14 protein-coding genes and 1 pseudogene (1 of these 15 running past the window's edge) are annotated in these 25,118 nt (G+C 71.0%); 7 read left to right on the top strand and 8 right to left on the bottom strand.

The genetic code is table 11. The features are described from left to right. Window positions 1-781 carry the start of an LCP family protein gene (locus tag ALLO2_RS07760; RefSeq protein WP_035730775.1) on the bottom strand. The gene continues 869 nt to the left of window position 1, outside the view, so 781 of the gene's 1,650 nt are visible here — the first part of the coding sequence; the start codon lies at window positions 779-781; its stop codon lies beyond the left edge, outside the window. 284 nt (window positions 782-1,065) lie between these two features. Between ALLO2_RS07760 and ALLO2_RS07755 the strand changes: the two genes are divergently transcribed. Continuing rightward, window positions 1,066-2,142: a glucose-1-phosphate thymidylyltransferase gene (locus ALLO2_RS07755; protein WP_035730772.1), complete on the top strand. Its 1,077-nt coding sequence runs from the start codon at window positions 1,066-1,068 to the stop codon at window positions 2,140-2,142. On the opposite strand, the gene ALLO2_RS07750 is transcribed toward ALLO2_RS07755, so the two are convergent. Next, window positions 2,126-4,072, bottom strand: a complete 1,947-nt coding sequence (locus tag ALLO2_RS07750) for a DUF2142 domain-containing protein (protein ID WP_369808132.1) — start codon at window positions 4,070-4,072, stop codon at window positions 2,126-2,128. The genes ALLO2_RS07755 and ALLO2_RS07750 overlap by 17 nt on opposite strands. A gap of 149 nt (window positions 4,073-4,221) precedes the next feature. On the opposite strand from ALLO2_RS07750, the gene rfbD reads away from it, so the two are divergent. The 4 genes and pseudogenes from rfbD (at window position 4,222) to ALLO2_RS07730 (ending at window position 9,570) form a co-directional block, all read left to right on the top strand. After that, window positions 4,222-5,130 carry a dTDP-4-dehydrorhamnose reductase gene (gene rfbD / locus ALLO2_RS07745; protein WP_232234961.1) on the top strand — a complete coding sequence of 303 codons (909 nt, stop codon included), beginning with the start codon at window positions 4,222-4,224 and terminating at the stop codon, window positions 5,128-5,130. Window positions 5,131-5,427: 297 nt separating this feature from the next. Further along, window positions 5,428-6,315, top strand: coding sequence for a TetR family transcriptional regulator (locus tag ALLO2_RS07740; protein WP_051874974.1), 888 nt, complete (start codon window positions 5,428-5,430; stop codon window positions 6,313-6,315). A gap of 49 nt (window positions 6,316-6,364) precedes the next feature. Further along, the gene (locus ALLO2_RS07735; RefSeq protein WP_035730770.1) at window positions 6,365-8,059 is read left to right on the top strand and encodes an MDR family MFS transporter; all 1,695 of its coding nucleotides are present in this window, start codon (window positions 6,365-6,367) and stop codon (window positions 8,057-8,059) included. A 98-nt stretch (window positions 8,060-8,157) separates the two neighbouring features. Continuing rightward, a pseudogene (locus ALLO2_RS07730) lies at window positions 8,158-9,570 on the top strand (hypothetical protein). Window positions 9,571-11,391: 1,821 nt separating this feature from the next. Here ALLO2_RS07730 and ALLO2_RS24105 read toward each other — a convergent pair. The 5 genes from ALLO2_RS24105 to ALLO2_RS07705 form a co-directional block, all read right to left on the bottom strand. Further along, window positions 11,392-12,618 carry a glycosyltransferase family 1 protein gene (locus tag ALLO2_RS24105; RefSeq protein WP_084588373.1) on the bottom strand — a complete coding sequence of 409 codons (1,227 nt, stop codon included), beginning with the start codon at window positions 12,616-12,618 and terminating at the stop codon, window positions 11,392-11,394. Window positions 12,619-12,663: 45 nt separating this feature from the next. Continuing rightward, window positions 12,664-14,268: a glycosyltransferase gene (locus tag ALLO2_RS07720; RefSeq protein ID WP_035730767.1), complete on the bottom strand. Its 1,605-nt coding sequence runs from the start codon at window positions 14,266-14,268 to the stop codon at window positions 12,664-12,666. Next, window positions 14,265-15,683, bottom strand: a complete 1,419-nt coding sequence (locus tag ALLO2_RS07715; protein WP_011435175.1) for a glycosyltransferase family 2 protein — start codon at window positions 15,681-15,683, stop codon at window positions 14,265-14,267. The genes ALLO2_RS07720 and ALLO2_RS07715 overlap by 4 nt, the downstream gene beginning before the upstream one ends. After that, window positions 15,680-16,942 carry an ABC transporter ATP-binding protein gene (locus ALLO2_RS07710; RefSeq protein ID WP_035730764.1) on the bottom strand — a complete coding sequence of 421 codons (1,263 nt, stop codon included), beginning with the start codon at window positions 16,940-16,942 and terminating at the stop codon, window positions 15,680-15,682. The genes ALLO2_RS07715 and ALLO2_RS07710 overlap by 4 nt, the downstream gene beginning before the upstream one ends. A 119-nt stretch (window positions 16,943-17,061) precedes the next feature. Next, complete coding sequence (locus ALLO2_RS07705; protein WP_011435177.1) at window positions 17,062-18,018, bottom strand: ABC transporter permease; 957 nt, start codon at window positions 18,016-18,018, stop codon at window positions 17,062-17,064. Window positions 18,019-18,532: 514 nt separating this feature from the next. Between ALLO2_RS07705 and ALLO2_RS07700 the strand changes: the two genes are divergently transcribed. After that, window positions 18,533-21,121, top strand: a complete 2,589-nt coding sequence (locus ALLO2_RS07700) for a haloacid dehalogenase (protein WP_035730761.1) — start codon at window positions 18,533-18,535, stop codon at window positions 21,119-21,121. Further along, window positions 21,118-22,548: a class I SAM-dependent methyltransferase gene (locus ALLO2_RS07695; RefSeq protein WP_035730760.1), complete on the top strand. Its 1,431-nt coding sequence runs from the start codon at window positions 21,118-21,120 to the stop codon at window positions 22,546-22,548. The genes ALLO2_RS07700 and ALLO2_RS07695 overlap by 4 nt, the downstream gene beginning before the upstream one ends. Here ALLO2_RS07695 and ALLO2_RS07690 read toward each other — a convergent pair. Beyond that, window positions 22,530-25,031 (bottom strand): WD40 repeat domain-containing serine/threonine protein kinase, encoded by a 2,502-nt coding sequence (locus ALLO2_RS07690; protein ID WP_011435180.1) that lies wholly within the window; start codon window positions 25,029-25,031, stop codon window positions 22,530-22,532. The two genes, ALLO2_RS07695 and ALLO2_RS07690, sit on opposite strands and share 19 nt — an antisense overlap. Between the last annotated feature and the right edge of the window lie 87 nt (window positions 25,032-25,118).

Here is a 25,118-nt window from a genome sequence, read left to right as displayed (position 1 = left end):
TNNNATANNNNTNNCCNNCCGNNCCCCGCCACTGTGACCACGGATCGTACAGATTGGACTTTCCGCCGTTTGGTAGCGNTTTTACGCAGACGGTGACACCGCCGATGGCGTCGGTCATCTCCTTGAAACCGGCCAGATCGACCGAGACGTAGTGGTCGATCTTGATGTCGGTGAGATTCTCGATCGTTCTGATCAGGAGACTGGGACCGCCGAGGGTGATCGCCGAGTTCAGCTTGCCGAGGCCGTGCCCCGGAATGCGCACGAGGGTGTCCCTCGGAAAGGAGACCATCGTCGTGGTCCCGTCCACGTCGAGGTGGGCCAGCATCGTCGTGTCCGACCGTTCGTCGGTCACCGCTCCCTGGCTCTCGTACTCGCCGCCGGTGCCCGCCCTGCTGTCCGATCCGACCAGCAGGAAGTTCCGGGTGCCCTCCGCGGCCTCCGCCGGCCGGTCCCCGCCGAGCCCGAGGCGGATCCGGTTGATCTGGGCGTCAAAATACTCGTAGGCGGTCCAGCCGCCCACCGCGGCAAGGAGTACCACGGCGGCGAGCATCGCTGCGACTACCGTGAGCAGGCGGGACGTCAGAGACCGCTCCCGGCGAGTGTCGTGTTCGTCGTCGCGTGCCTGGTGGTCGTCGCGTGCCTGGTGGTCGTCGCGTGCCTGGTGGTCGTCCCGGGTCGGAGACGGGCCTCGATACGCACGGGCGGTCGGATTCAGACGATTTCGTCGCCGCGGGGGCGGGCCCTGGGACCCCGCGGACAGACGCGGCGGCGCGTCGGTCACCGTGTCCCCCTCCCAGGCGGCCCGAGATGTCTGCTGAGTCTGGAACGATCAGATGCGCGGTAAGGTTTCCCGCCGACTGGCCGCCCCGAACCCTGCGACTACCCAACGTACCCGTATTGGGCGGGGTGTGCCTGTCGCCGGCCCGGTGCGCCTGGAAATACCCGTTGCACATGTGGGTGTTCACGGTGACGGGCGGGCAAAGATGGATCGAGCCGTCATGTGATAGGAATCACATCGGCGGTTACTTTNTNTNAGCTCAAANCGGCACGATAGGGNTTNGGATCATGAAGGCCCTCGTCCTTGCTGGTGGTTCGGGAACCCGTCTGCGGCCGATCACCCACACCTCGGCCAAACAGCTTGTTCCAGTGGCGAACAAGCCGGTGCTTTTCTACGGCCTGGAGGCCATCCGTGACGCCGGTATCACCGATGTCGGGATCATCGTGGGGGAGACGGCCGGCGAGATCCAGGCGGCGGTAGGTGACGGCTCGGCATTCGGGATCCAGGTCACCTACATCCGCCAGGACGCGCCGCTCGGACTGGCACATGCCGTGCTCATCGCCCGCGACTTCCTCGTCGATGAACCGTTCGTCATGTACCTCGGCGACAACCTGATTATCGGTGGGATCTCCAGCCTGGTCGAGGAATTCCGACGGACCACTCCGGACGCCCTGATCCTGCTGACCAGGGTCGNCAACCCCTCCGCCTTCGGTGTCGCCGAGCTCGGTGCGGATCGGCAGATCATTCGACTGGTCGAGAAGCCGCTCGTTCCGCCGAGTGACCTGGCGCTCGTCGGCGTCTACATGTTCGGCACCCCCATCCACGACGCCGTGGGGGCGATCAAACCGTCGGCCCGCGGCGAGCTGGAGATCACCGAGGCGATCCAGTGGCTCGTCGACGGCGGATACGAGGTCGCCTCCCACCTGGTCGAGGGTTACTGGAAGGACACCGGCCGACTCGACGACATGCTCGAGACGAACCGCCATCTCCTCGAGTCGATCGAGCCGGCGATCCGTGGCAGCGTTGACGAGCACAGCACGATCGTTGGCCGTGTGGTGATCGAGGAGGGCGCCTCGCTGGTCCGGTCCACCGTGCGCGGGCCGGCCATCATCGGCCGGGACACCACCCTCGTCGATACCTATGTCGGCCCGTTCACCTCGATCTTTCACTCCTGCGTCATCGAACGGACCGAGATCGAGTACTCGATTGTGCTGGAGCGGGCGACGATCCGTGGGATCGGGCGGATCGAGGACTCGCTGATCGGCCGGGATGTCGAGGTCGTCCCCTCCGCGGCCCTGCCCAGGGCGCATCGGCTCATGCTGGGCGACCACTCCCGCGTCTCGGTGGCTACGACGGGGACCTGAGGCCTGCCCGGAGCGGATGTCCCTTGCGCATCCGTGNCGGACTTCGTGGGGCGGGCGTCGGCCGGTGACCGCCCGATCCCGATCCCGGACCCGATCCCGGACCCGTGATCGCGGCCTCCCGCGTGCCCCTGGCTCCGCCCGCCCGCACCGCGACGGCGAGGCAGAGAACGACGAGCACCGCCGACAGCGCGAAGACCGTGATCGTGACGCCGATCGGGAACGGCGCCCAGCGGCCGGCCCCCGCGACGATCTCGGGAACGCGGGCCGGGGTGAAGGACACCTGGCGCGGCAACCAGTAGTACGAACAGACCGCCAGCAGCCCCAGACCCTGCATCAGCAGCGCGCCGACCAGCGTGACGGCGGGTGCCAGTCGCTCCCGGCCGCGCAGCGCCGCGCGCAGGCCCAGAGCGAACACCACCCCCAGACCGACCAGCCCCAGGTAGAGATACCGGCCCTGGACGGCGATGCCGCGGGTGTACTGCTGGTACTCCGCCCAGCTGCGCTGCCCGACCATCAGATAGGCGAAGGCGACCGGGAGCAGCAGTACCGCCGGCCCGGCGGTACTCGCCAGCCGGTCCGGCCGCGCGGCGCGGCGGGGTCCGGCGGCCAGCGCGGCCGCGCACAGTCCGACAACCGCCCCGGTCGCCACGACGATGGCGACCGGGGAGAGCTGGGGCGGCTCGAACAGGCCAAGCCCGCCCCAGAAGCGGCTGATCATAGTCCGGAAGAAGTACCAGAACCAGGTGAGGAAGGAGTCCGGAAGCAGCAGTGGTTCCCGCCGCGGCGGGTTCGTCGCCCACCCGTTCGGCTGGACGGAGTCGTACAGGACGTAGTTCCTGATCCACCACCAACCTCCCAGGGCGAGCCCGAGGCCGACCGCCAGCGTGGCCGGCGTCCATGGCAGGGAGCCGATCGCGCGACGCGACGCGAAAAGNCGGCCGGCCGGATACGCGGACCGTTCCGGTGCCTGCCGCCCCGCACGCCGCAGGCGCCACCAGCCGACCAGATAGGCGGCGACGATCATGGCCGGCAGGGCCAGCGCGAACGCCTTGGTCAGCAGGGCGATTCCCAACCAGATCCCGGCCCGGGCGGCGGTGCGGCGACGCATGTCGCCGCGCAGCACACCCACGAGAGTGACGGTCAGCCCGCCGGTGGCGAGCATCAGGAGGCCGTCATTGTTGAAGGTGGCACCGACCCTGGTGAACCCGGGCACGGCGAGTGGCAGGGTCGCCGCGGCGAGGGCCGATGGTTGATCCAGTCCGAAGCGGCGTGCCGCCAGCCATGCCAGCAGGGGCAGCGGCGCGACCACCAGGATGTTCAACAGACGCAGGACGAAGACCTGCTGGTCATAGGCCCAGTGCTTGGAGCCCGGCAGGGCGTCGAGCAGCCTGGCGCCGACCACGTAGATCAACGGTGGATGCTGCACCATCTGGTTGGAGAGACGGCCGTCGCCGANGGGGGCANCCCCGCCGAGGGCGTCGAACGACTGGCGCTGGCCGCGTGGCGTCGGATCGATCTCGGCGAAGGACGGGGAGCCCCGCCGTTTCCCACCGGCCTGGAACATGTCCTGGAAGCGGCCGCGGTCGAAGTCGTCAGAGGTCGCGGCTACACCCGTCGAGATGATCTTTTTGCCTGGTGCGGGCCAGCCGACTCCGTGCTGCAGGCCGTAGACCATGTCCACGTGCTGAGCCTCGTCGTATCCCGTCCAGGTCGGATACACGAACGCGTAGCTGAGCAGCAGGCCGAGGTGAACCGCCGTGATGAGGAGCAATAACACCGGCACGCGCCGCGGACCGGGCATCGACACCGCCTCGGCGGCTGGCCTCGTCCCTGCCGGCCTCGTCCCTGCCGGCCTGGTCTCCGCCGCGGGATCGGGCGTGGAACCGGTGGTGTAGATGCAGTCGATGATCGACGGCTCTGGGGCATCCATGGTTGACGCCAGCGTAGACGACCGATGTGAGAGGTTGGACGAGCTCGGCGTGGGGTAACCGTTGCCTGTCTGTCGCACTCTTCTCGACACGGGCTGATCCTGGGCGGATCCTGAACCGGGCGGGTCACGGTGTCTGCGACACTCGGAAGGTGCGTTTTCTCGTGACCGGTGCCGCCGGTCAGCTCGGGGCCGACCTCTGCCGGCTGCTCGAGGCCCGAGCCGCGGAACCGGGCTCCCCGGTGTCCGGCTGGGCCGGTCTGACTCGGGCGGAATTCGACATCACCGATCCGGCCCGGGTGCGCGCCGTCCTGCGCGACCAGGCGCGTCCTGCGAAGATCCAGGGTGGGCTGGTCGTCTTCAACACGGCGGCCTGGACAAACGTCGACGCGGCGGAGTCGGACGAGGCCGGCGCCTATGCGGTCAACGCCACGGGGCCGGCGCACCTCGCCGCGGCCTGCGCCGAGGTCGGCGCGACCCTGATCCATATTTCGACTGACTACGTCTTCGACGGGCGGGCCGCCAAGCCCTACGAGGTCAACGATCCTACCGGTCCCGTCTCGGCGTACGGCCGGACGAAACTGGCCGGGGAGGAGGCTGTCCGAGCCCTGCTGCCCGATGCCTCGTATGTGGTGCGCACCGCATGGGTCTATGGCCGGACCGGCAGCAACTTCGTGAAGACGATCTCACGCCTGGCCCGTGAGCGGGACACGCTGTCCGTTGTGGACGATCAGGTGGGCTCGCCGACCTGGTCGGCCGATCTCGCGTCGGGGCTGCTCGAACTCGCTTCCTCGACGGCACCGACCGGCGTCTACCACTGCACGAACGCCGGCGAGACCACGTGGTTCGGCTTCGCCCGCGAGATTGTCGCCGCTCTGGGCCAGGACCCGGCCAAGGTGACGCCGACGACGACGGAGGCATTTCCCCGTCCGGCCCGGCGCCCGGCCTACGCGGTGCTCTCCGGGCGGTCATGGGTGGACGCGGGACTCACTCCTCCGCGGGCCTGGGACGCCGCGCTGTCCGCGGCCTTCGCCGCGGCGGGCGACGCGCTGCGCGGCTGATCGTTCTGCCGGGTACCGATCTTTCTGTCGATCGTTGCGCGACCGGCCAGCGTCGACCCACCGCACCCCGGCCGTGGGCGGGGGCGCGCCTGACTCTCGCCTGATGTCCGGTCCCCGCCCGGCCCCGTCTTCCCGATCTACCTGGCCCGATCTACCTGGCCCTTCGGCGACGGTTCCCGGTGGGCGCCGATCGTGTTGACTGTCACAGTAGAATTTTGCACGATGAGAATAAGTGCGCGTGCTGCAAAGTTATCGAGAAAGAGGATATCGAGGGAGCGGATCGAGATCGGGGAAGCGGTGACGGGGAAGGATCCGACGGCGGCACCCGCGGCGACCGTCCCGGGTCGGGCTGGCGAGCCCGGGAGGTCGTCCGGGCCGGGGCTGCGGGAGCGCAAGAAGCGGCAGACCCGCCGGGCCCTGCGGGCCGCGGCCATCCGGCTTGTCGCGGAGCGTGGTCTGGAGAACGTTTCGGTCGACGAGATCGCCGCCGCGGCCGAGGTTTCCACCCGGACGTTCTTCAACTACTTCCCGACGAAGGACGACGCGATCGCCGGCATCGATCCCGAGGACATCACCGAGATCAGCACGGCGCTGGCGGAGCGTCCTCCCGAGGAGGAGCCGCTGGCGGCGTTGCGGGCGGTCATGCTGGACCGGGCCGCCCTCGTCGCACCCGATCAGGTCGAGCTGTGGCGCGTCCGGCTCGCGATCATCCGTGCCCATCCTCATCTGACCATGGCCTACGCGGCCAGTTGGAGTTCCTACGAACGTGCTCTCGCCGAGGCGATCGGCCGGCGTTGCGGGCTCGATCCCGATCGTGACCCCTACCCCGTCGTGCTGGTCGCGACGACGTTGGCCGTCGTGCGGACCCTGACCGTGCGGTGGCAGGAGTCCCCGGATGACGCTTCGTTGCCCGACACTCTCGGCCGCGCCTTCGACATCCTGGCCCGCGGCCTGGCTCCGCCCGGCCCCTCCGGCCCCTCCGGCCCCTCCGGCACCTTGGGCACCTTGGGCGGGTCCGGCGCCCCACCCGAGTCCGGCGGGTCGGACGGATTCGACGTGGTGGGCACCCCGAACGCGCCGATCATGTCGTCCCACCGGGAGCACCGGGAGCACCGGGAGCACCGGGAGCACCGGGAGCACCGGGAGCACCGGGAACGAGAACAACGAGGACAGCGACCCGAATGAGATCGACCGAGCACGTCGACGTCAGCGACGACCATGAAGGGAGCCGGTCATGACGCAGGCTCGATCAGCGGAGTCCGCCGAGCCCGTGGACTCCGTGGACTCCGTGGACTCCGTGGACTCCGTCGAGTCCGCCAGAACCGGCGCCGGCACGTCTCCGGCGCCCCGCGGCGGCGCCGTGATCCCCTCGCCGGTCTCCGACCAGCGCCGGCTCTGGCTGATCATGGGAGCGCTGCTCCTCGGAATCCTGCTGGCCTCGCTGGATCAGACGATCGTGTCGACGGCACTGCCGACGATCGTCGGGGATCTCGGCGGCGCCACCCATCTCTCCTGGGTGGTGACTGCCTACCTGCTGGCCTCCACGGTGTCCACACCGGTCTGGGGCAAGCTCGGTGATCTGTACGGCCGCAAGATCCTGTTCCAGGTGGCGATCGTCATCTTCCTGGTGGGCTCGATGATCGCCGGTGCCAGTACGTCGATGGGGCAGCTGATCGCCTTCCGTGCCATCCAAGGGCTCGGCGGCGGCGGGTTGATCATCAGTGCGATGACGATCATCAGTGATCTCGTTCCGCCGCGCGATCGAGGCCGTTACCAGGGGCTGTTCGGCGCGACGTTCGGTGTGTCGTCGGTGGTCGGTCCGCTGCTCGGCGGCCTGTTCGTCGACCATCTCTCCTGGCGCTGGGTCTTCTACGTGAACCTGCCGGTGGGCGCGGTCGCCCTGGTGGTGACGGCGTTGGCGCTCCCGGCGACGAGGAACCGCATCAGGCACGTCATCGACTACCTCGGCACCGTGCTCCTGGCCATGGCAACGACCAGCCTCGTGTTGCTGACCAGCCTGGGCGGCACCACCTACGCCTGGGGATCACCGGAGATCATCGGGATGGGCGTCGCGGGAGTCGTGCTCCTCGTCGGGTTCGTGTTCGTCGAACGAGTGGCGGTCGAACCCGTGCTGCCGCTGACGCTGTTCCGGGTCCGGGNGTTCTCGGTGGCCGGCGCGGTCGGCTTCGTCGTCGGCTTCGCGATGTTCGGCGCGATCGTCTTCCTGCCGCTGTTCCTCCAGGTGGTGAAGGGAGTCGACCCGACGGACTCCGGCCTGCAGATGCTGCCGGTGATGGGTGGGCTGCTGCTCAGCTCGATCATCTCCGGCCGGCTCATCAGCCGGTGGGGCCGTTACAAGATCTTCCCGGTCGTCGGTACCGCGATGATGTCGATCGGCCTGTTCCTGCTGTCGTTCATCAGTCCCGACATCTCCACGCTGCAGCTCACGTTGTCCATGTTCGTCCTCGGGGTCGGGATCGGCGCGGTCCTGCAGGTCCTGGTCATGGCCGTGCAGAATGCCGTCGACTACCGGCAGATGGGCGTGGCCACCTCGGGTGCGACCTTCTTCCGGTCCATCGGCGGGTCGTTCGGTACCGCCGTGTTCGGCGCGATCTTCGCGAACCAGCTCAGGGGTAACCTCGCCGAGCGGTTTGCGGGCATCCCGTTGCCATCCGGTCTGTCCGCCTCCGGTTCCAACCTCAGCCCCCAGGTGCTCCACAGGCTGCCCCCGACGATCCGGGACGGATTCGTCCAGGCGTTCTCGGACGCGATGCAGACCGTCTTCCTGGTGGCGGTGCCGATCGGTCTGTGCGCCTTCGCGCTGGCCTGGTTGCTGCCCGAGATCCGCCTGGGAAACACCGTCGGCGGCCCGCGGCCCGCGGCGCCGGGCTCGGCGAAGGCGGATGAGACCGCGGAGGTCCTCAAGTAGCCGCGATTTCGACCGCGCGTCGGCGTCTGCGCGGGACGCCCCGTCGGCACGCGGTCTTTCTGCTGCTGGTCGCCGCCGGGATCGCCGCTCGGGTCCTGGTGATCGTCACCTACCCGCCCGCGCTGATGTACCTCGGGGATTCGGCGGCCTACCTCGACCAGGCGTGGCGGGACATTTGGCCGGGCGACTGGCGGCCGTCGGGCTACCCGATGTTCCTGCGGATCCTCGACGGCCAGGCCCACCTGACGCGGGTCGTCGTCGTCCAGCACCTGCTCACGCTGGGCGCGGCGGTGGCGCTCTATGCGGTGGCGCTGCGGGTCGTCCGCCGGCCGTGGCTCGCCNCCCNCNCCNCCNCCCCCNCGCNGCTCTCCCCGTNGGTGCTGGACCTCGGCCAGTTCGTCCTCGCCGACAGCCTGTTCGGGGTGCTCGTCTCGGTCGGCGTGGCGTTGCTCGCGTTACCGGGACGCCCTCGGCCCGTTGCCTGCGCCGCCGCCGGCCTGCTGCTCGGCGCAGGCCTGTGCGTGCGGACAGTGGGCTACGGCCCGCTGGCGGTCGGCCTGGTCGTCCTGCTCGGCACCGTGGTGGCCGACCGGCGGCGCGCGACTTCCCGGGCCGGGTCGGTTGCCGCTCCTCGGGCGGCCCGACCCGTCCTCGCCTTCGTGCTGGCCGCCGCCGCGCCGATCCTGGCCTACTCCGGGTGGAGCGCCTCGGCGGGNGGGGGCTTCGCCGTCTCCGCGCACTCCGGGTTCTTCCTGTACGGGCGGGTGGCGCCGTTCGCGGATTGTTCCGCGCTGTCACGAGCGGACCTGCGCACCCTGTGCGACCCACGGCCGGTCGACGAGCGTGGTTCGCCGGTTCGCTACCTGTGGCCGGCCGGCTCCCCTCTGCGTCAGGGGCACCGGCACATCCCACCGGGGCGGGAGGACCTCGCGGCCGAGTTCGCGGACGAGGTCGTGCGTCACCAGCCGTGGATGCTGGTGACGACGTCGGCCCGGTACCTCGTCGGCTATCTCTCCCCGGTCCGGCATGAGACGACGAAGACCTCGCGGGCGGACACCTGGGAACTGCCGTCCGGCGTGACCAACGTGCTGACCCCGGACGATCCGCATGCCGACGACGGCTATTTCGTCGCGACCGAGGTGCACAACCCCACGGCGGGCTGGCTGGCCGGCTACTCTCGCCTGGCCTACGCTCCGATGCCGCTTGTCGGCCTGGGTCTGCTGGCGGGTCTCGCGGCAGTACTGCTCGAGGCCGTTCGCCGGGNACGCAGGNGNGGGGNGACGGCGGCGTGGCCGGGGCTCGGGCGGCTGTTCTGGCTGGCCGCCGGGGCCGGCCTGTCGACCCTCGTGCTGTCCGCGCTGACCTCCGGATTCGACTACCGCTACCTCGCCGCGGTCATCGGGCCGATCGGATCGGCCGCGGTCCTGGGCGCGGCCGGCTTAGTTGCCGCGCTCCAAAGCCGGACCGCCGGACAGCGCCGACCGCCGGATAACAGCCCGCCGGACAGCTGACGCCAAGCGGACGATACCGTCGTATCCGCCAAACGATCGTCGCTGATGTTCGATGGGCTGACCGGCGTTGCGGCGTGGTAGTCGGGGCGACACTACCCGGCCGAGGCGGAGAGGGTTGCCGACGTGCCTGGCGGGGATGCGTGGCAGGCGGTCGAGACCTCCACGCGGGTGCCTGGGACCGGTGCGGCGCCGGAGGCTTGGCGGGTGGCGGATCCGGGGCGGCGCTGGCTTGTGATCGGGGTGGTCGCGGCCGGCATGGTTTTCTCCGCGCTCGGCGTGCTCGTCGCCGCGGTCGTGCCTCCCTTCACCTCGGCCGACGAGGCACAGCACACCGCCTACGCGTTCGACGTCGCCGACGGCTCGTTGCCCGTGCTCGACTCGCCCGTGCACTCCCGCATCCCGAGCATGCCGGGACTGCCCGCCGACTGCGTGGTGCCGCCGCCGCAGGCGCGGGCCGCGGTGGCCTCCCACGTCGATCGGCTCTGTGGGGTGCGCCTCGGCCGACCACTGGCGAACGTCGACCTCACCTACACCGCGAACCATCCACCACTGTTCTACGCGGTCGAGGCCGTCCCGCTCCGGACGGGCGTCGCGCTGGATCATCCGCTGGCCGGTTTCCGGGCCGCCCGCCTTCTCAACGTGGCGTTTGGGATTACCGCGGTGATCGCGACTGCGGCGCTGGTCCGCGGTGTGCTGCCGGGGCGGCCCGGTGTCGCGGTCGGCGCGGCGGCGATTGTCGGCGTGGTCGGCATGTTCGTCCTCATCTCCGGCCAGGTCTACAACGACACCCTGGCGGTGGCGACCATCACCGGCCTGCTCGCGGTGACCGTTGCGATCATCCGCCGGGGACCGGGGCCGCGGACCTTGGCGGCACTGGCGGTGCTCGGCCCGGCGGCGGCGGCGAGCCGGGCCAGCGGCGCGCTGGCCGTCGCGGTGGTCGTCCCGGCTCTCGCTGTCGCCGTCTCGATGTGGACGTCCGGTGGCGCGCTGCGGCGAGCCGGGCGTGGCCTGACGGCCGCGGTCGTGCTCGTCGCGCTGACCTTCGCCGCGACCGGCTGGTTCTACCTGCGTAACGTGCGCCGGTACGGCGATCCCACCGCCTCGGGCCGGGTCGCCGAGATGTTCCCGATCCGCGATGGGCGGACGTCGGCCTGGCAGGTGTCACGCGACAGCGACTTCTGGTGGCACATCTACCGCGGGTTCTTCGGACGTTCCGTCCTGCTGACCGGTCACGCCCGGACGATCGCCGTCGGGGTCGCGGTCGTGACCGGTGCGGGTCTGGTCGCGGCGGGGATTCGGGTCCTGGGCGCCCGGCTGCGGACCGTTGCGCGGCCGGGCACTCGGATCGCGGATACCACCGATACCCGGCCGGCGGACGACGGGGCGGACGACGGGCATCCCGAGGCGGATCCACCGGGAGGTCGGCTGGCCGGCAGCGTCGTCATCGGCCTTCTGCTCACCCTGCACTGCCTGCTCGTCGTCGCCACCCTGGTGGGCTACGTCGCCGTCGGAGGCGCGCCGTTCACCCGGTACCTGCTGCCGATACTGCCGATCCTCGCCCTTGTCGTCGCGGCCTGCTGCGGATCGCTGCCGCTGGGCCGTCGCGGCCTGCCGACGGTCGCGGTCGTCGCCGCGCTGGCGGCGCTCACCGTGGTCATGCTCATCCGTGACCTGGCATTCAAGCGGCCCGCGCTCGCCCCGCTGGCGAACCTGGACCGGCTGCGGACCGCCTGGGACCAGACGGCCCCGGGCCCGCCCGACCTCGGGCTGTCGTGCCTGGCGGGATGGGCCGTTCTCGGCGGTGTCCTGCTCGTCGTCGCGTTATGGAAGCTCGCTGACCCGGCGGTAGACGGCCGCGGTGAGCTGCGCGGTGCGCCGCCAGGTGAACGTGCGGGCGTGCGCCCGGCCGGCGTCGGTGTCGCCGGGGGAGTCGAGCAGCTCCAGGATCGCTTCGGCGAGGTCGTCGGCGAACGAGTCGCGGTCGGTCTGCCGAACGAGCCGCACCGGACTGGTGGAGCGGGTGATGGTCAGCCCGGGGGCCTGGCCAGGGGTCTGCTCAGGGGACCGGCAGGCGGGGGCGGCGACGTCGACGAGAGCGGCGGTGACCTCCCNCACGGTCGGGATGTCGGCGGCGACCACCGGAGTCCCGGCGGCGAGCGCCTCCAGGGGGGGTAGCCCGAAGCCCTCGTACCGGGACGGGAAGCACAGCACGCTCGCTCCGGCGACGGTCATCCGCAGTGCCTCGCTGTCGAGATAACCGGCGACGACGACGGCGTCGGACGGCAGGTTCGCCANGTCCAGTGCCGGTCCCCACCCCGGAGGCCCGACGAGCACCAACGGCGGAGCGTCGATTTTCGCCGCGTGCAGCCGGCGGACCGCCTCCAGCAGCGCCGGGAGGTTCTTGCGGGGCTCCACCGAACCGACGAACAGCAGGTACCGCTCGGGCAGGCCACGGGCCCTGCGCCAGGCGAGGCTCGGCTTCGCCGTGGTGAACCAGGCGTCGTCGACGCCGAGCGGCGTCGGGGTCACCAGCGCGGGGTCGAGCCGGTAGGCCGTCACCACCTCGTCGGCCACCGCGCGGCTGGGCGTCAGCACGGCGGNCGCCCGGCGCAGGCCGCGGGGGACCAGATCGCTGTAGCGGGCGGACGCCGCCGTCACCGTGTCCGGGGTACGCAGGTAGGACAGGTCATGGATGGTCAGCACACCGCGGGCCCGGCGCAGCGGTGGAAGGACGAAGTTCGTCGCGTGCACGACGTCGGCGGGGCCGGTGAGCCACTCGACGGGCGGGNACTCCGAGCGGGCCCAGGCATCCTGCAACAGCCGGGCCGGTGCCCGCCGGGCCGCCGTTCGCACCCCGGCCGGCAGCGCGCCCGGCAGCTCGTCCAGCCCGCGCCAGGTGAACGCCGTCGCCGCGAGTTCCCACCCGGCCCCGGCTTCCCGCCCGGGCTCGGTGGCGAGCCGGGCGAGCCCGGTCAGCAGATGCTCGGTGTAGCGGCCGACCCCGGTGCGTTGCCCGAGCAACGGCGTGCCGTCCAGCACGACCCTCATGCCGGAATCATCCCCTCCTTTCCGGGAGTGCCACGCCCCGCCGGTTCACCGCTCGTACAACCCGTGCCGGATGGCGATCTCCCGCCATTGCCGCGCGAACGCCGCATCGGAGAAGGTCTGGGCGCGTTCGATCGCCGCGGCGGCGAGCCGACCGCGTAGACCGTCCTCGGCGGCGAGCCGGCGAGTGAAGGAGGCAACCTGCTCCGGGCCGGTCCATCGGTAGCCGTCGATTCCGTGCCGGACGATCTCTCGCTGGCCGGCCCGGTCGATGACGACGGGAACGCAGCCCCCGGCCATCGCCTCGACGGTGGTCATCCCGAAGTGCTCCGCCGTCCAGGGACGCCGGTCATCGTCCTCGCCGTACCCGGTGGCCGACCAGAACACCGAGCTGGTCGAGAGCAGCCGTTCGACCTCGGCGCGCGGGGCATTGGGATGGATCTCCACCGGCAGCCCCGCGCCGGCCGCCCGGACCTGTTCCAGGTAGGGCAGTTGAGAGTCCTCACAGCCGCCGACGACGTGCATCGTCCAGTCGGGCAGGTTGCCCGCACGGTACAGGTCGCCGAACCACTGCACCATCTCCAGCTGTCGCTTGGCGTGGCCGAGGCCGGGGGCGAAGAACCGGCCGACGGTGACGACGGCCTTCTCCCGCCGCGGCGCCGGATGCAACCGTTCCACCTGGATGGGGGGGAACAGCAGGTCGGCGTCGCGCTTCCACAACCGGCGGATCCAGCCGCGGGTGAACCGCGAGTTGGCCATGACCACGTCGTAGCCGTCGAGGTAGCCGAGGTCGGCCGGGTCCCGCAGCAGCCAGGGGAAACGCAGCGGGAGCCGGGCGATCGGCCCCTCGCCACCATCGGTGACCCGGGGGCGGCTCACCGCCACGCCGAGTTCGCGCACGTCCGCCGCGCCTGGCGAGAACGCGTCACTGACCAGGGTGAGCTCGGTACCGTTCGCCGACGGCGGCAGCGATACCTCGAACGGGGTGAAGTCGGTGCCGATCCGCAGCTTGGCCAGCACGCCGCCGTCGGCGTCGAGGAGGCGCAACGCCGTACCGACGGGCGCGCCGGGCCGGCCGATATCGGCGCGCAGGGTGCGCCGCTTGCCCGGGCTGACGGCGAGGATGCCCGCCCCGTTCGTCCAGGTCCACTGCCGGCGGCGGCCGCCCTCCGGCGGGTACCAGCCCTGGCCGAAGCTCACCGCTGGGCGAACCCCGCGCAGCAGCGGCCCGGCCGTGCGGACCGCGGCCTTGCGCCAGGCCGCCATGTCGTGGTCGAACGGCGTCGGGAAGAAGCACAGGTACGCCGAGTGGCGGGCCTTCGGCATGATCCGGCTCATGTACGAACCGTTTACGAACAGGTCGTAGCGCCTGGAGAGGACGGCGATGGCCTCCTCGCCCCGGTCCGGCAACCGCACGTACCGGCAGTCGGCGAGATCCAGCCCGAGATGCTCGCCGAGCGCCGCGAGGTCGACCTCGGAGTGCCCGAGGAGATCGACCACGGCGCCCTCGGCGGCCAGTACCTGGGCGATCATGCCGTTGTGGCGTTCCCCGCCGCCCATGGAGTGCCAGAACCGGTTGTAGACCGCCGCCCGCNCCCCGTCGGCCGGTTGGTCGTTCTCGGCCGGTTGGCCGGCTCTCGCGGGATCGTTCATCGGGACACCAGCCAGCTCTGCAGGCTCGCCCGCCGTTGCGCGGCGCTGCGCCCGATCTCGCGCCGGGCCCGCAGCATGTCGGGCAGCAGCCGCAGGTAGGAGCCATACACCCGCAGCCGCAGCAGGGTCGGTCGGATCGCGGGCTGGCTGCGCGCGCGCCAGGCCTGGCGCAGCGTGCGCACCGCGATCGAGACGGTGGTCAGCGGGTAGCGGATCACGGCGGCCAGCGCCATCGGCGCGGTCGCGTCCTTGGTGAGCATCAGCAGCCGGTTGCGGTCGGTGTGGAAGACGAACAGCGGTGACCATTCGACGCTCGACGCCGAGTGGATGTGACGCAGCACCGCCCCCGGGACGTAGCGGATGCCGTACCCGCGGGCCCGGATCCGCCAGGACAGGTCGGTGTCCTCGTAGTAGAGGAAGAACGCGTCGTCGAACCAGCCGAGCTCGTGGCCGAGCGACGAACGGATCGCCATCCCGTTCCCGCAGGCGGTGAACACGTCCTCCGGCTGGTCGAACTGGCCGACGTCGACCTGCTGGTAACCACGGTCGGCACCGTAACCGTCGGTCAGGACGATGCCGCCGACGTTGTTGATGACGTCCACCCGCGGCGCCTCACCGCCGACGGTCAGCGACACCGTCGTCGACTCGGGGCCCACCGCGAGGTCCGCTCGCCCTCCGGCCGACGTGCCGGTCGGGCCGTCCCAGCTCAGGGTGACCTGTTTGCGCGATTCCGCCGCCCAGGTGAACCCGAGGGTGACCGGGCCGCCGTCGGGGATCGGCACGCACAGTTCGCCGTCCCCTCGGGTCCAGAAGTACGGCGAGCCGCTCGGTCCCTCGGCACCATAGGTGAGGTTCTCCCAGAGCACCTCGCGCAGCGCCTCGCGCCCGTCCACCGTCACCGAGGACACCCGCACCCCCAGCTCGCGGGAGTCGTGCGGACCCGGGACGAAGGTAGGCGTGTGCAGCCTGATCCGCAGGAACCGGGGGAGGAAGACGACCTTGCCGGTGGTGGCGCCGAGATGCCGGCCGCCGGGCTCGTCGAACGGCGCCAGCAGCGCCGCGAGCCAGGTGGGCTCGGGGATCGCGTCGTTGTTCACCAGGACCGCGAACGGCGTCGTGACCTGGCGCAGCGCCAGGTTGTTGCCGCCGGCGAAACCGAGGTTGCATTCCGCGGGCACCACGCGTACCCAGGGGTAGCGCTCGGCGAGCAGCTCCCGCGAGCCGTCGGACGAGGCGTTGTCGACCACCCAGGTCTGGTAGGCGAAATCCGCCTCCTGCTTGGCGATGCCGTCCAGGCAGGCCGGGAGGAGATGCGCGCCGTTCCAGTTGACGATCACGATGGTCGCCAGCGGCTCGACGGTCTTCGACTCGACGGCCGATCCCGCCTCCGGCCGGGTCGGGCGTTCCTCGCTCATCCGCGCAACCTCGCATCGTAGTCGACCTTGAGCAGTCCGTCCGCCTGCGCACCACCGACGCCGAACAGCTCCTCGAACCGGCGGGTGGTGACCGGGACGCCGGTGGCGGCGTCCGAGACGTGCACCTTCACCGCGAAGGCGCCGAGCAGCTCGGGCAGGCGTGGTACCGAGAAGTCGACGATGTGGCGGCCTGGCCCGATGGCGAGCCCGCCGAGTGGCGTCTCCATCATCCAGATCGGCACCTCGTTCTGGCCGACGATGTAGGTGTGCAGGTACACGTGCTCGGGGGCACCCTCGGTGACGTCGAACTCGACGCTGACGGTGAGGGACTCGCCGGGGCCGTACTGCACGGTGGGCGGCCCGCCCGGCTCGTGGCTGAAGGTGACCGACTCCGGCCTGACCGTGGCGTACTGGTAGGAGACCGGTTCCCCCGCGGGCAGGCTGCCCAGCTTCTGCCGCAGCAGTTTGGTACCCACGGCCGGCGGGCCGTCGAAGAACAGCGACCCGGACTCCAAGACCAGGATGCGATCGCACATGTTCTCGATGAGGTCGAGGGAGTGCGTCACGAACAGGATCGTGCGGCCCTGGGCCCGGAATTCGGCGATCTTGGCCAGGCACTTGCGCTGGAACGCCTCGTCCCCGACGGCCAGGACCTCGTCGACGAGCAGCACGTCCGGGTCGACGTGCACGGCGACGGCGAAGCCGAGGCGGACGTACTGGCCCGACGAGTAGTGCTTGACGTCATCGTCGATCTTGTGGCGCAGCTCGGAGAAGTCGACGATGGAGTCGAAGAGCTGATCGATCTCCCGTTTGGACAGTCCGAGCAGGGACGCGTTGAGGTAGACGTTGTCCCGGCCGGAGAGCTCGCCGTTGAACCCGGCACCGAGTTCGAGCAGCGAGGCGATCCGACCGTGTACCGAGACCCGTCCGTCTGTCGGGCGCAGGATCCCGGCGAGCACCTTGAGCAGCGTCGACTTGCCCGAGCCGTTCGCACCGGCGAGACCGACCGTCTGGCCTCGTCCGATCGTCACGTCGATGTCGCGCAGTGCCCAGAAGTCGTCCCCGGCGGGGCCGCCCCGACGGACGAACCGTTCCTTCAGACTGGTCGCCCGGTTGTGGTACGAGACGAATTTCTTGCTCACTCCGGCGGCCTCGATCACCACGGGCGCCTCGCGCGCCGGGTCGGGTGACGCGGCGGCCTCCCTGCCCTCGGGCGGGGCGGCGGGGCTCGGCGGGNACGCGGNCGAGNATCGGGCCACTACTGCTACTCCTTGCTGGCCGCCTGCGGACGTCCCATCATGATCGCACCGCGGTCGGCGTGCTGGCTCCCGGGGCCTTCGGCGGGCGACGAGGACAGGGCCGGTCCGCCACGGGCCGACTACAGATCCTCGGCGAAGTCCGCCTGCAGGGCGCGGAACACGTGCAGCCCCAGCCACAGCAGGGCGAGGGAGATCACCCCGGCGACGGCGAGATGTTCCAGGTAGAACGTGTAACCGGGGTTCGCCAGGATGGGGGCGGAGCCCGTNGAGTTACCCGGGGGTGGATCGTAGATCGCCCGCTGGAACGTGATGACCACGACGGCCATCGGGTTGAGCAGATACACCCAGGTCAGGTCGGCCAACCTGTTCTGGATGAGGCCGAAGGCGTACACCATGGGATTCAGCCAGAACCAGGCGAGCAGCGCCACGTCGAGCAGATGGGCGGTGTCGCGGTAACGCACGTTGAGCGCGCTGACCAGCAGGGACAGTGCCACGGTGAAGGTGAGGGCGACGGCTCCGGCCGGGACGAGCAGCAGCAGCTCGGGGCCGAGCAGGCTGTAGCCGAGCGCGAGGATCACCACGAACAGGACCAGCAGTTGCAGCAGGAAGTGCACCGCGGCGAAGCCGACCGCCGACAGGGGGAGCACGGCGAGGGGAAAGCGGACCTTCTTGACGAGGTTCGCGTTCGCCACGACGCTGCCGCAGGACGCGGACACGCTGCCCGAGAAGGCGTTCCAGACGAGCAGCCCGGACATCAGGTAAATACCGAAGCGGGGGATTCCTGATTTCAGCACGATCTGGAACACGAAGGTATACACGACGAGAAGGAGCATCGGGTTCGCCAGTGACCAGGCGAATCCCAGCGTCGACCCCTTGTACTTGACCTTGAGATCCTTGCGGATGAGATTGCGCAGCAGTTCCCAGCGCACCCTCGTCTGGGCCCGGCTGCGACGGGCCAGCCGGCTCACGTCCAGCGCGTGATGGTGCTCCGGCCCGGGCGGCCCTGGCGGACCGGTCTGCGGCTCCGGGGCGGACGGAGCCACCGGCGGCAGCGCGGCGTCAGCCAGATGTGACACGGCCCGCCCTCCCCGTCTCCCGAACGCGCGGGTACCGCTCGCCGCCATGGCGCGACTGGAGCTGCACCTGTCCGCTCCTCCTCGACACTTCGGCTCGACACTTCGGCTCGACACTTCGGCTCGACACTTCGGGGACCTGAACACTACCGAGACCGAGGCGCCCCTGGTTCGTCCCACGTCCAAGCGGGTTCCGCGANTCGACCGGCCGTCTTTTCCGGCTACCGAGAGTATCGCCCTGCTTGCGGAAGAATAGTCAATGGTGTCCAGGGTCGAACTGGCCCGCTTCTCGTCAGAATCGGACGGTACCGTGCCATCGCCGGGCGGGCGACGCCACCCACTCCGGTGGCCGACGGCCAGAGCACGGTTCATAGTATTGATCCGTCCATCTGGCTTCGGCCGGCCGAGGCCGCGGGGGAGAATCCCGACGCACGCCGGCCGTCGTGGCTGACCCGGCGGAGGCGGTCGTAACCGGCCGCATGGAGCGGTCGTAACCGGCCGCACGGAGAGGACGGTCGTGTTCACCGACGTCCGGCTACGCGAAGTGTGGTCGCACCTGGAGTCGGGCGGGGCACAGGCCCTGACTCTGGATGTCTTCGACACCCTCCTGTGGCGCATGGTGCCAGAGCCCGCCCATGCCTTCGTGCTGTTGGGCCGGCGGCTCGCGGACGCGGGCCACCTGCCCGCCAGCGTCTCCCCGGGCGAGTTTGCCCGGCTGCGGGTCCACGCCGAGCAGCTGGCCCGCCTGCACGCCGAGGCCACCCGCGGTACCCATGAGGTGCGGCTGGACGAGATCTGGCAGCTGCTGCTGCCTGCGCTACCCGGTGCCCCCGGCGTCCAGGACCTCCTGGACGCAGAGGTCGCGGTCGAACGCGAGCTCTGCCGCGCCGACCTCGCCGTGGTGGAGCTCGCCGAGCTCGCCATGACGAAGCTCGGCCTGCCGGTCTACCTGCTGTCCGACACGTACTTCTCGGCCGGCCAGCTCGAACGGCTGCTGAACCGGCCGGAGCTGGCCGGCGTGCCCTTCACCCACATCTTCACCTCCTCCGACGCAGGGACGTCGAAGAGTGACGGGCTGTTCCAGCACATGCTCGCAGCGTCGAACCTGCGGCCGTCCCGGGTCGTGCACCTTGGCGACCACCCCGTCGCCGACGTCGAGGGCGCCCGCGAGCACGGGCTTGTCGCCATCCATTACCCGAAGTACTCCGGGGCGCTGGAGCAGACCCTTGAGCTCGAGGGTCTGCGTAAGGCGCCGAGCGACGACCTCCCGATCGACCCGGTAGACGGCGACTACGGGATGACCGCGTTGCGAGCCCGGTCACTGCACCGTGCCGACGCCCTCGCGGTCCCCGCGGGGCTGCGCCGGTACTGGGAGGCCGGCGCGACGGTCTTCGGGCCGGTCTTCACCGGTTTCGCGGAGTGGGCTGTGGAACGGGCCCGTGACTTCGGCGCCGACCACATCCACTGCCTGATGCGGGAGGGCGACTTCCTTTCCCGCCTGCTCGTCGGTCCCGGCGAGGATGTCGGGGTCACCATTTCGACGCTGTGGGCGTCGCGGCAGGTGTGCGCGCTGGCCAACGTCTTCGAGGGCAACCCCGAGGAGCTCAGGAGCTTCCTGGTCCGTCGGCACGCGCCGAGTGTGGGGCAGTTGCTGCGCCAGCTCGGGGTCCGGCTGGAGAACGTCGCCGGCATCTCGGCGCTGGCCGACCGCCGCCTCGACGTGCCCGGCCTGCTCGACGACACCCTCGAGGCGCTCTGTTCCGATGAGCGGATCCGCAGCGAGATCGTGCTGACCGCGTCCCGCCTGCGTGAGCGTTACGTGCGCTACCTCGACAGCCAGCTACCCGAGAGCGGCCGGGTCGTCTTCCTCGACCTGGGCTGGGGCGGGACGATCCAGGCGCTGCTCACCCGGCTGCTCGCCTCCACCGGCCGCGGGCTGGACATCCTCGGCCTGTACCTGGCTACGAACCAGGCGGCGATGACGCACCGGTTGGCCGGTCTGGAGCTGGAGGGATATGTTGCGACAAGCGGTCAGCCCGAGACCCTGGCGAACCAGCTCATGCGTAGCCCCGAGGTACTCGAGCAGCTTTGCATGCCCGACGTCGGGTCACTGGTCTCCTTCGACGAGATGGGTAATCCGGTGCTCAGCATCGACCGGACCTCGCGGACGCAGGTCGCCCAGCGAGCCGCCGTCCAGGACGGCGTCCTGGCCTTCCAGCGGGAATGGCTGCGTTACCGGCGCTCGGAGACCCCGATGCCGTCGCTGGCCTGCGCCGGGGCGCGCCAGGCGGGGCTGCGGACGCTGACCCGCTTCGTCGCCCGGCCGACCGCGGTGGAGGCCGCGGCCTTCGGTGCCTGGGCGCACGACGACAACTTCGGCTCCGACGCCACCGAGGGCCTGCTGCCGCCGGAGCTGGTCCGCCGGATGCCGTATCTCACCCCGGCCGACATCGACCGGATCTCCATGCGCGAGCTTTACTGGCCCGCCGGGGTGGCCGGGGTCGCGAACCGGCCGCTGGCCGTGATCAGCGGGCTGGCCGCCGCCGCGGGCATCCCGCCGGAGGAGGTCTCGCCCGAGGCCGCGGCGGGGCCCGTGGAGGNCTACATCGACACGGGCGGGGACTTCGTCAACGGTCCGAAGGAGACGGCGGTCACCCGGTCGGCCCGCGACGGCCTGTCGATCGTCCGGCTCAGCCTGGAGGCGGTCGGGGTACGCCGGATCCGCATCGACCCGGCGGGTCGGCGCGGTCTGCTCCGCCTGGACTGGCTGACGCTGTCCTTTCATATCAACAACACCCCAGAGCCGGACAAGATAACCATCACCTCGCTGGACGATCCCGCCCAGCAGCTCGCCCTCCTCGGCTGCCGGCTGCTCCAGCCGAACCTGGTAGAGATCACCGGGGACGACCCACAGTTCGTCTACACGATCGACCTCGCCACACAGCCGCAGCTCGCCGGGGTCTACGCCCTCGACGTCGAGCTGGCGTTCGGCTGGATGGGCATCCGGGGTGATCCGCTGGCCCTGCCCGCGGCGGAGCCCGCCCGCGACGGTCTGCCGCTGCGGGCGGCCCGCAAGATCCGGCGCGAGCTCGGGGGATCGCGGTGACGGACCACCCGGACTCAGAGCGCAGCGAGGTTCGGGACAGTTTCGCCGAGCTCGCCGCCGTCGCCGCCGGGATGGACGCCGGAACGGACCTCGAGGCCCGACCAGGCACCGGACCGGGCACCGGACCAGGCACGGCGCCCACCTGGCAGGGCGATCACGCCGTCGAGGTCGGGGACGCCGCCGAACCCACGCTGGCGCCCCTGCTCCTGCACTCCCTGTCCGATCTGCGCGAGATCTGGGTGCCGCTGCTGGAGACGTCCGGGGCGCGCAGCATCGCGGAGATCGGTTCCGAGAGCGGGGTCACCACCTCGCTCCTCGTCGACCTGCTGCGCCGTGGCGGTGGCGGGCGGTTAGTGGTCATCGATCCCGAGCCCGGGGTGTCGCCGGCCTCCGGCGGGGGCCTCGATGTGCACGTGATCCGGGGGCACAGCCCGCAGGCGCTCGACGGCCACGCGCCGACCGACGCCTACCTCATCGACGGGGACCACAACTACGCCACCGTGCACGGCGAGCTCACCGAGATCGACCGAGCGGTCACCTTGTTCGGCCGGTCCTACTTTCCCCTGGTGATCCTGCACGACGTCGGCTGGCCGGCAGGCCGGCGCGACCAGTATTACAACCCCGACCGCATTCCCGAGGGCGCCCGGCAGCCGCACTCGTGGGACGTCGGTGTCGAGATCGACAACAGGGAGACGGTTCCCGGGGGATTTCGGGGCATGGGAGCCTTCGCCTGGGCGCTGACCGAGGGCGGTCCGCGTAACGGGGTGCGCACGGCCGTCGAGGACTTCGTCGCAGACCACCCTGACCTGCGTTTCTTCACCGTGGCACCGATCTTCGGGTTGGGCGTGGTGATCGACCGGCGGGCTCCCTGGGCGCGTCGCGTCGCCGACCTGCTCATTCCGTGGGTGTCCAACCGGCTACTTTCCCGCCTGGAGCGCAACCGCATCGACCTCTACCTGCACGTCCTGCGGTTGCAGGACACCGCGGCGGCGGTCGCCCGGGCGCGGCAGCGGGAGTGGGCGCGCCTGGACGACGAGCGCAGCCGGCTCGCGGCCATCGAGCTCGAGCACCTGCACCGTATCGCCCAGCTTGAGCAGGAGGTCGCCGAGCTCCGCCGGCGCGAGCAGGAACGCGAGGAGCGGTGGGCCCAGAGCCACTGGGCGGCCGCGGACGTCGACGAGCCCAAGCTGATGCAGGTCGCGCGGATCGCGAACTCGGTGCTGCGGTCCCGGCTGAGCACCACCGGACAGGACCGCCTGGCGAGGGTACAGACGCGGATCGCCGATGCCGGCGCGGGTCGCGGCGCCCTGCCCGCGCTGCGCCGTCGCTCGGCCNCCCCGGTGCCNCCCCCGCCGGCAGCGGCGCCGCCGGGCATGCGGCGACCGCCCTCGGAGCGGACCTCGGATGGTCAGCAGACCGGTTGGTAGGGCACGTCTGAGATGTGGCGCTGCCATTCGGCATCGGTGATCTGCTTCGACGGGTCGGCGCACGCGGCGGCGATCAGGTCGGCGTCACCGATCCGGCTGATGCGCACGGTGTAGTCGTCGCTTGCCGTGGCGATGCTGTGGCTGTCCGGTGTCCACGCCAGGGCCTGCACCCAGTCCCCGTGCCCGGTGATGGTGCCGATCGCCGGCGGCCGGCCCGGTTCGGTGACATCCCACAGGTGCACCGTGGTGTCCCAGCCCGCGGTGGCCAGGGTCCTGCCGTCCGGGCTGAACGCCACGTCGAACACCCATTTCTCGTCGGCCGGGAAGGAAGCGGTGGCCGCCGGCCGAGACGGATTGGTGATGTCCCAGATTCGGGCCGTACCGTCATAGGCGCCCGTGGCGAGGCGCCGGCCGTCCGGGCTGAAGGCGACCGCCCACACGTAGTCGGTGTGCGCGGTGATGGCCGCGAGCGGTCGCGGCCGGCGCGGATCGGTGACGTCCCACAGCCGGGCCGTCCGGTCGGCGCTGGCGGTCGCCAACAGGTGACCATTCGGGCTGAACGCGACCTCGTTCACCCAACTGGTGTGGCGGTCGAGCACGGACAGTTGACTGGGGCGGCGCGGATCGGTGACGTCCCACAGCCGGGCCGTGTTGTCATAGCCCGAGGTGGCGAGGACCTTCCCGTCCGGGCTGAACGCGGCGTCGAGTACCCAGCCGTTGTGTCCGAGGATGACGGAGAGTTCGACGGGGTGGCGCGGATCGCCGAGGTCCCACAGGATCACCGACCGGTCGTAGCTGACCGTGGCGAGCAGCCGTCCGTCCGGGCTGAACGCCGCGTCGAGCGTCCACGAGGTGTGCCTGGCCAGGGTGGCGAGCTTCACCGGATGGGAACGCGCGGAGATGTCCCACAGCTGGACGAGGTTGTCGGCACCGGTCGAGGCCAGCAGGCGCCCGTCCCGGCTGATGTCCACACCGAGCGCCGACTGCGTGTGCCCGTCGAGCACCGTCGCCGTCGCGGCGGCGAAGGAGGTGCGCAGGGCGGCGCGGGCCTCCCGCACCGGGCTGATGCGGTAGGCCGCCAGGGACAGCCGGGCGGCCAGGTTCGCATCGGAGTTGCGGACGGCCTCGGCGGCCAGAGCGACGCGAGCGGCCGTCTCCTCCCGGCTCGGCCGCCGGTCACTGCCGGTGGTGAGCGCGAATGGTATGAGGGCCGCGATGAGCAGGACCGCGAGGAGCGGGGCGGCCAGCAGCGCGACGCGGCGCCAGTTCCACCGGCCGCGGTCCCGTGCCGACAGGTCGACGGGCGGCCCGGCGCCGACCGACCCGCTTGAGGCAGACCCGCCCGGGGCAGACATCTGTCCGGGCGCGCAGCGGTCCGGGTCGGTCCGCTGCGGGGGCGCGGGCATCGACACCCCGGCACGGATGACGCGGGTCACCTCCGGGTCGGGATGCGTGGTCGGACCCATTCCGACCAGACGCAGGAACAGCTCCTGGGCACTCGGCCGGGTGGCCGGGTCCTTGCGCATGGCCTCTTCGACGATCGGCCGCAGGGCTGGAGCGAGACCGTCGAGCAGTGGTTCGCGGTGTACGACGCGGTAGAGCTGCACCGGCGTCGGCCCGTCCCCGAAGGGGAAGGAACCGGTGCCCGCATAGGTCACCAGGCCACCCCACGCGAAGACGTCCGCCGCCGCCGTCACCGGCTCGCCGTTGGCCTGCTCCGGGGCCATGAACGCCGGTGTACCGATCCGCTGGATCTCCTGGCTGAGCATCGTCGGGGCGTCCAGCGCCCGGGCGATGCCGAAGTCGATGACGCGGGGACCCAAGGCTGAGAGCAGCACGTTGGACGGTTTGAGATCACGGTGTACGAGGCCGGCGCCGTGGATGGCGGTCAGCGCCGCGGCCACGCTGACCGCGACGCGCTCCAGGTCGGCCGACCGCAGCGGGCCGTCCGCGGCCACCGTCTGGGCGAGGGTGAGGCCGTCGATGTACTCGGTGACGAGGTAGGGCCGCCCGTCCGGCGGATCGACGACGCCGAGTACCTCGGCGGTGCAGAAGCGGGCGACCCGGCGCGCGATGTCGGCCTCCCGGCGGAACCGGGCCCGGAACTCGGGCACCCGGGCCAGGTCGGGCCGAATGACCTTGACCGCGACGAGCCGGCCGGCGTGCTCGGCGACGTCCGGCCTGCCCCGCCCGAGGAAGACGGTCCCCATCCCGCCCTCACCGAGGCGTCCCAGCAGCGTGAACTGGCCCAGTTCGGTCGGGTCGCCGCTGTCGAGGGGCTCGATGGACGGCCCCGTCAGACCGCTGCCGCCCACCGGGCCGAAGCCCGGCGCCGAGGACGTCCCCCGTCCCGACCGAGCGGCGGGTCCGGAGGGCGTCTCGGGTCCCACGGGGTTCGCTTCGGAGGCGGGGTCGGGTCGAGCGGGCGATGCGGACGGGGGCGCCACCGTCCCCGCGTTGCCCGTCTCCCGCTTGCGGCGCAAGACCCCTCCCGAACCGAGATGGTTGACATCGCGGATCCTATGCGCCTCGGAATCACCATCCGAGGCCCCCGAGCCCCGATGCGCAGC

This window comes from Frankia sp. Allo2, from assembly GCF_000733325.1.
Lineage (GTDB): Bacteria > Actinomycetota > Actinomycetes > Frankiales > Frankiaceae > Frankia > Frankia casuarinae.
Note: the sequence above shows the minus strand (reverse complement) of the source record. Positions and strands in the feature narration are given on the sequence as shown.

What these genes read in the sequence shown, in the direction of transcription:
- ALLO2_RS07715 (WP_011435175.1), bottom strand. Translation starts at nt 15,683, where the DNA reads ATGAGCGAGGAACGCCCGACCCGGCCGGAGGCGGGATCGGCCGTCGAG.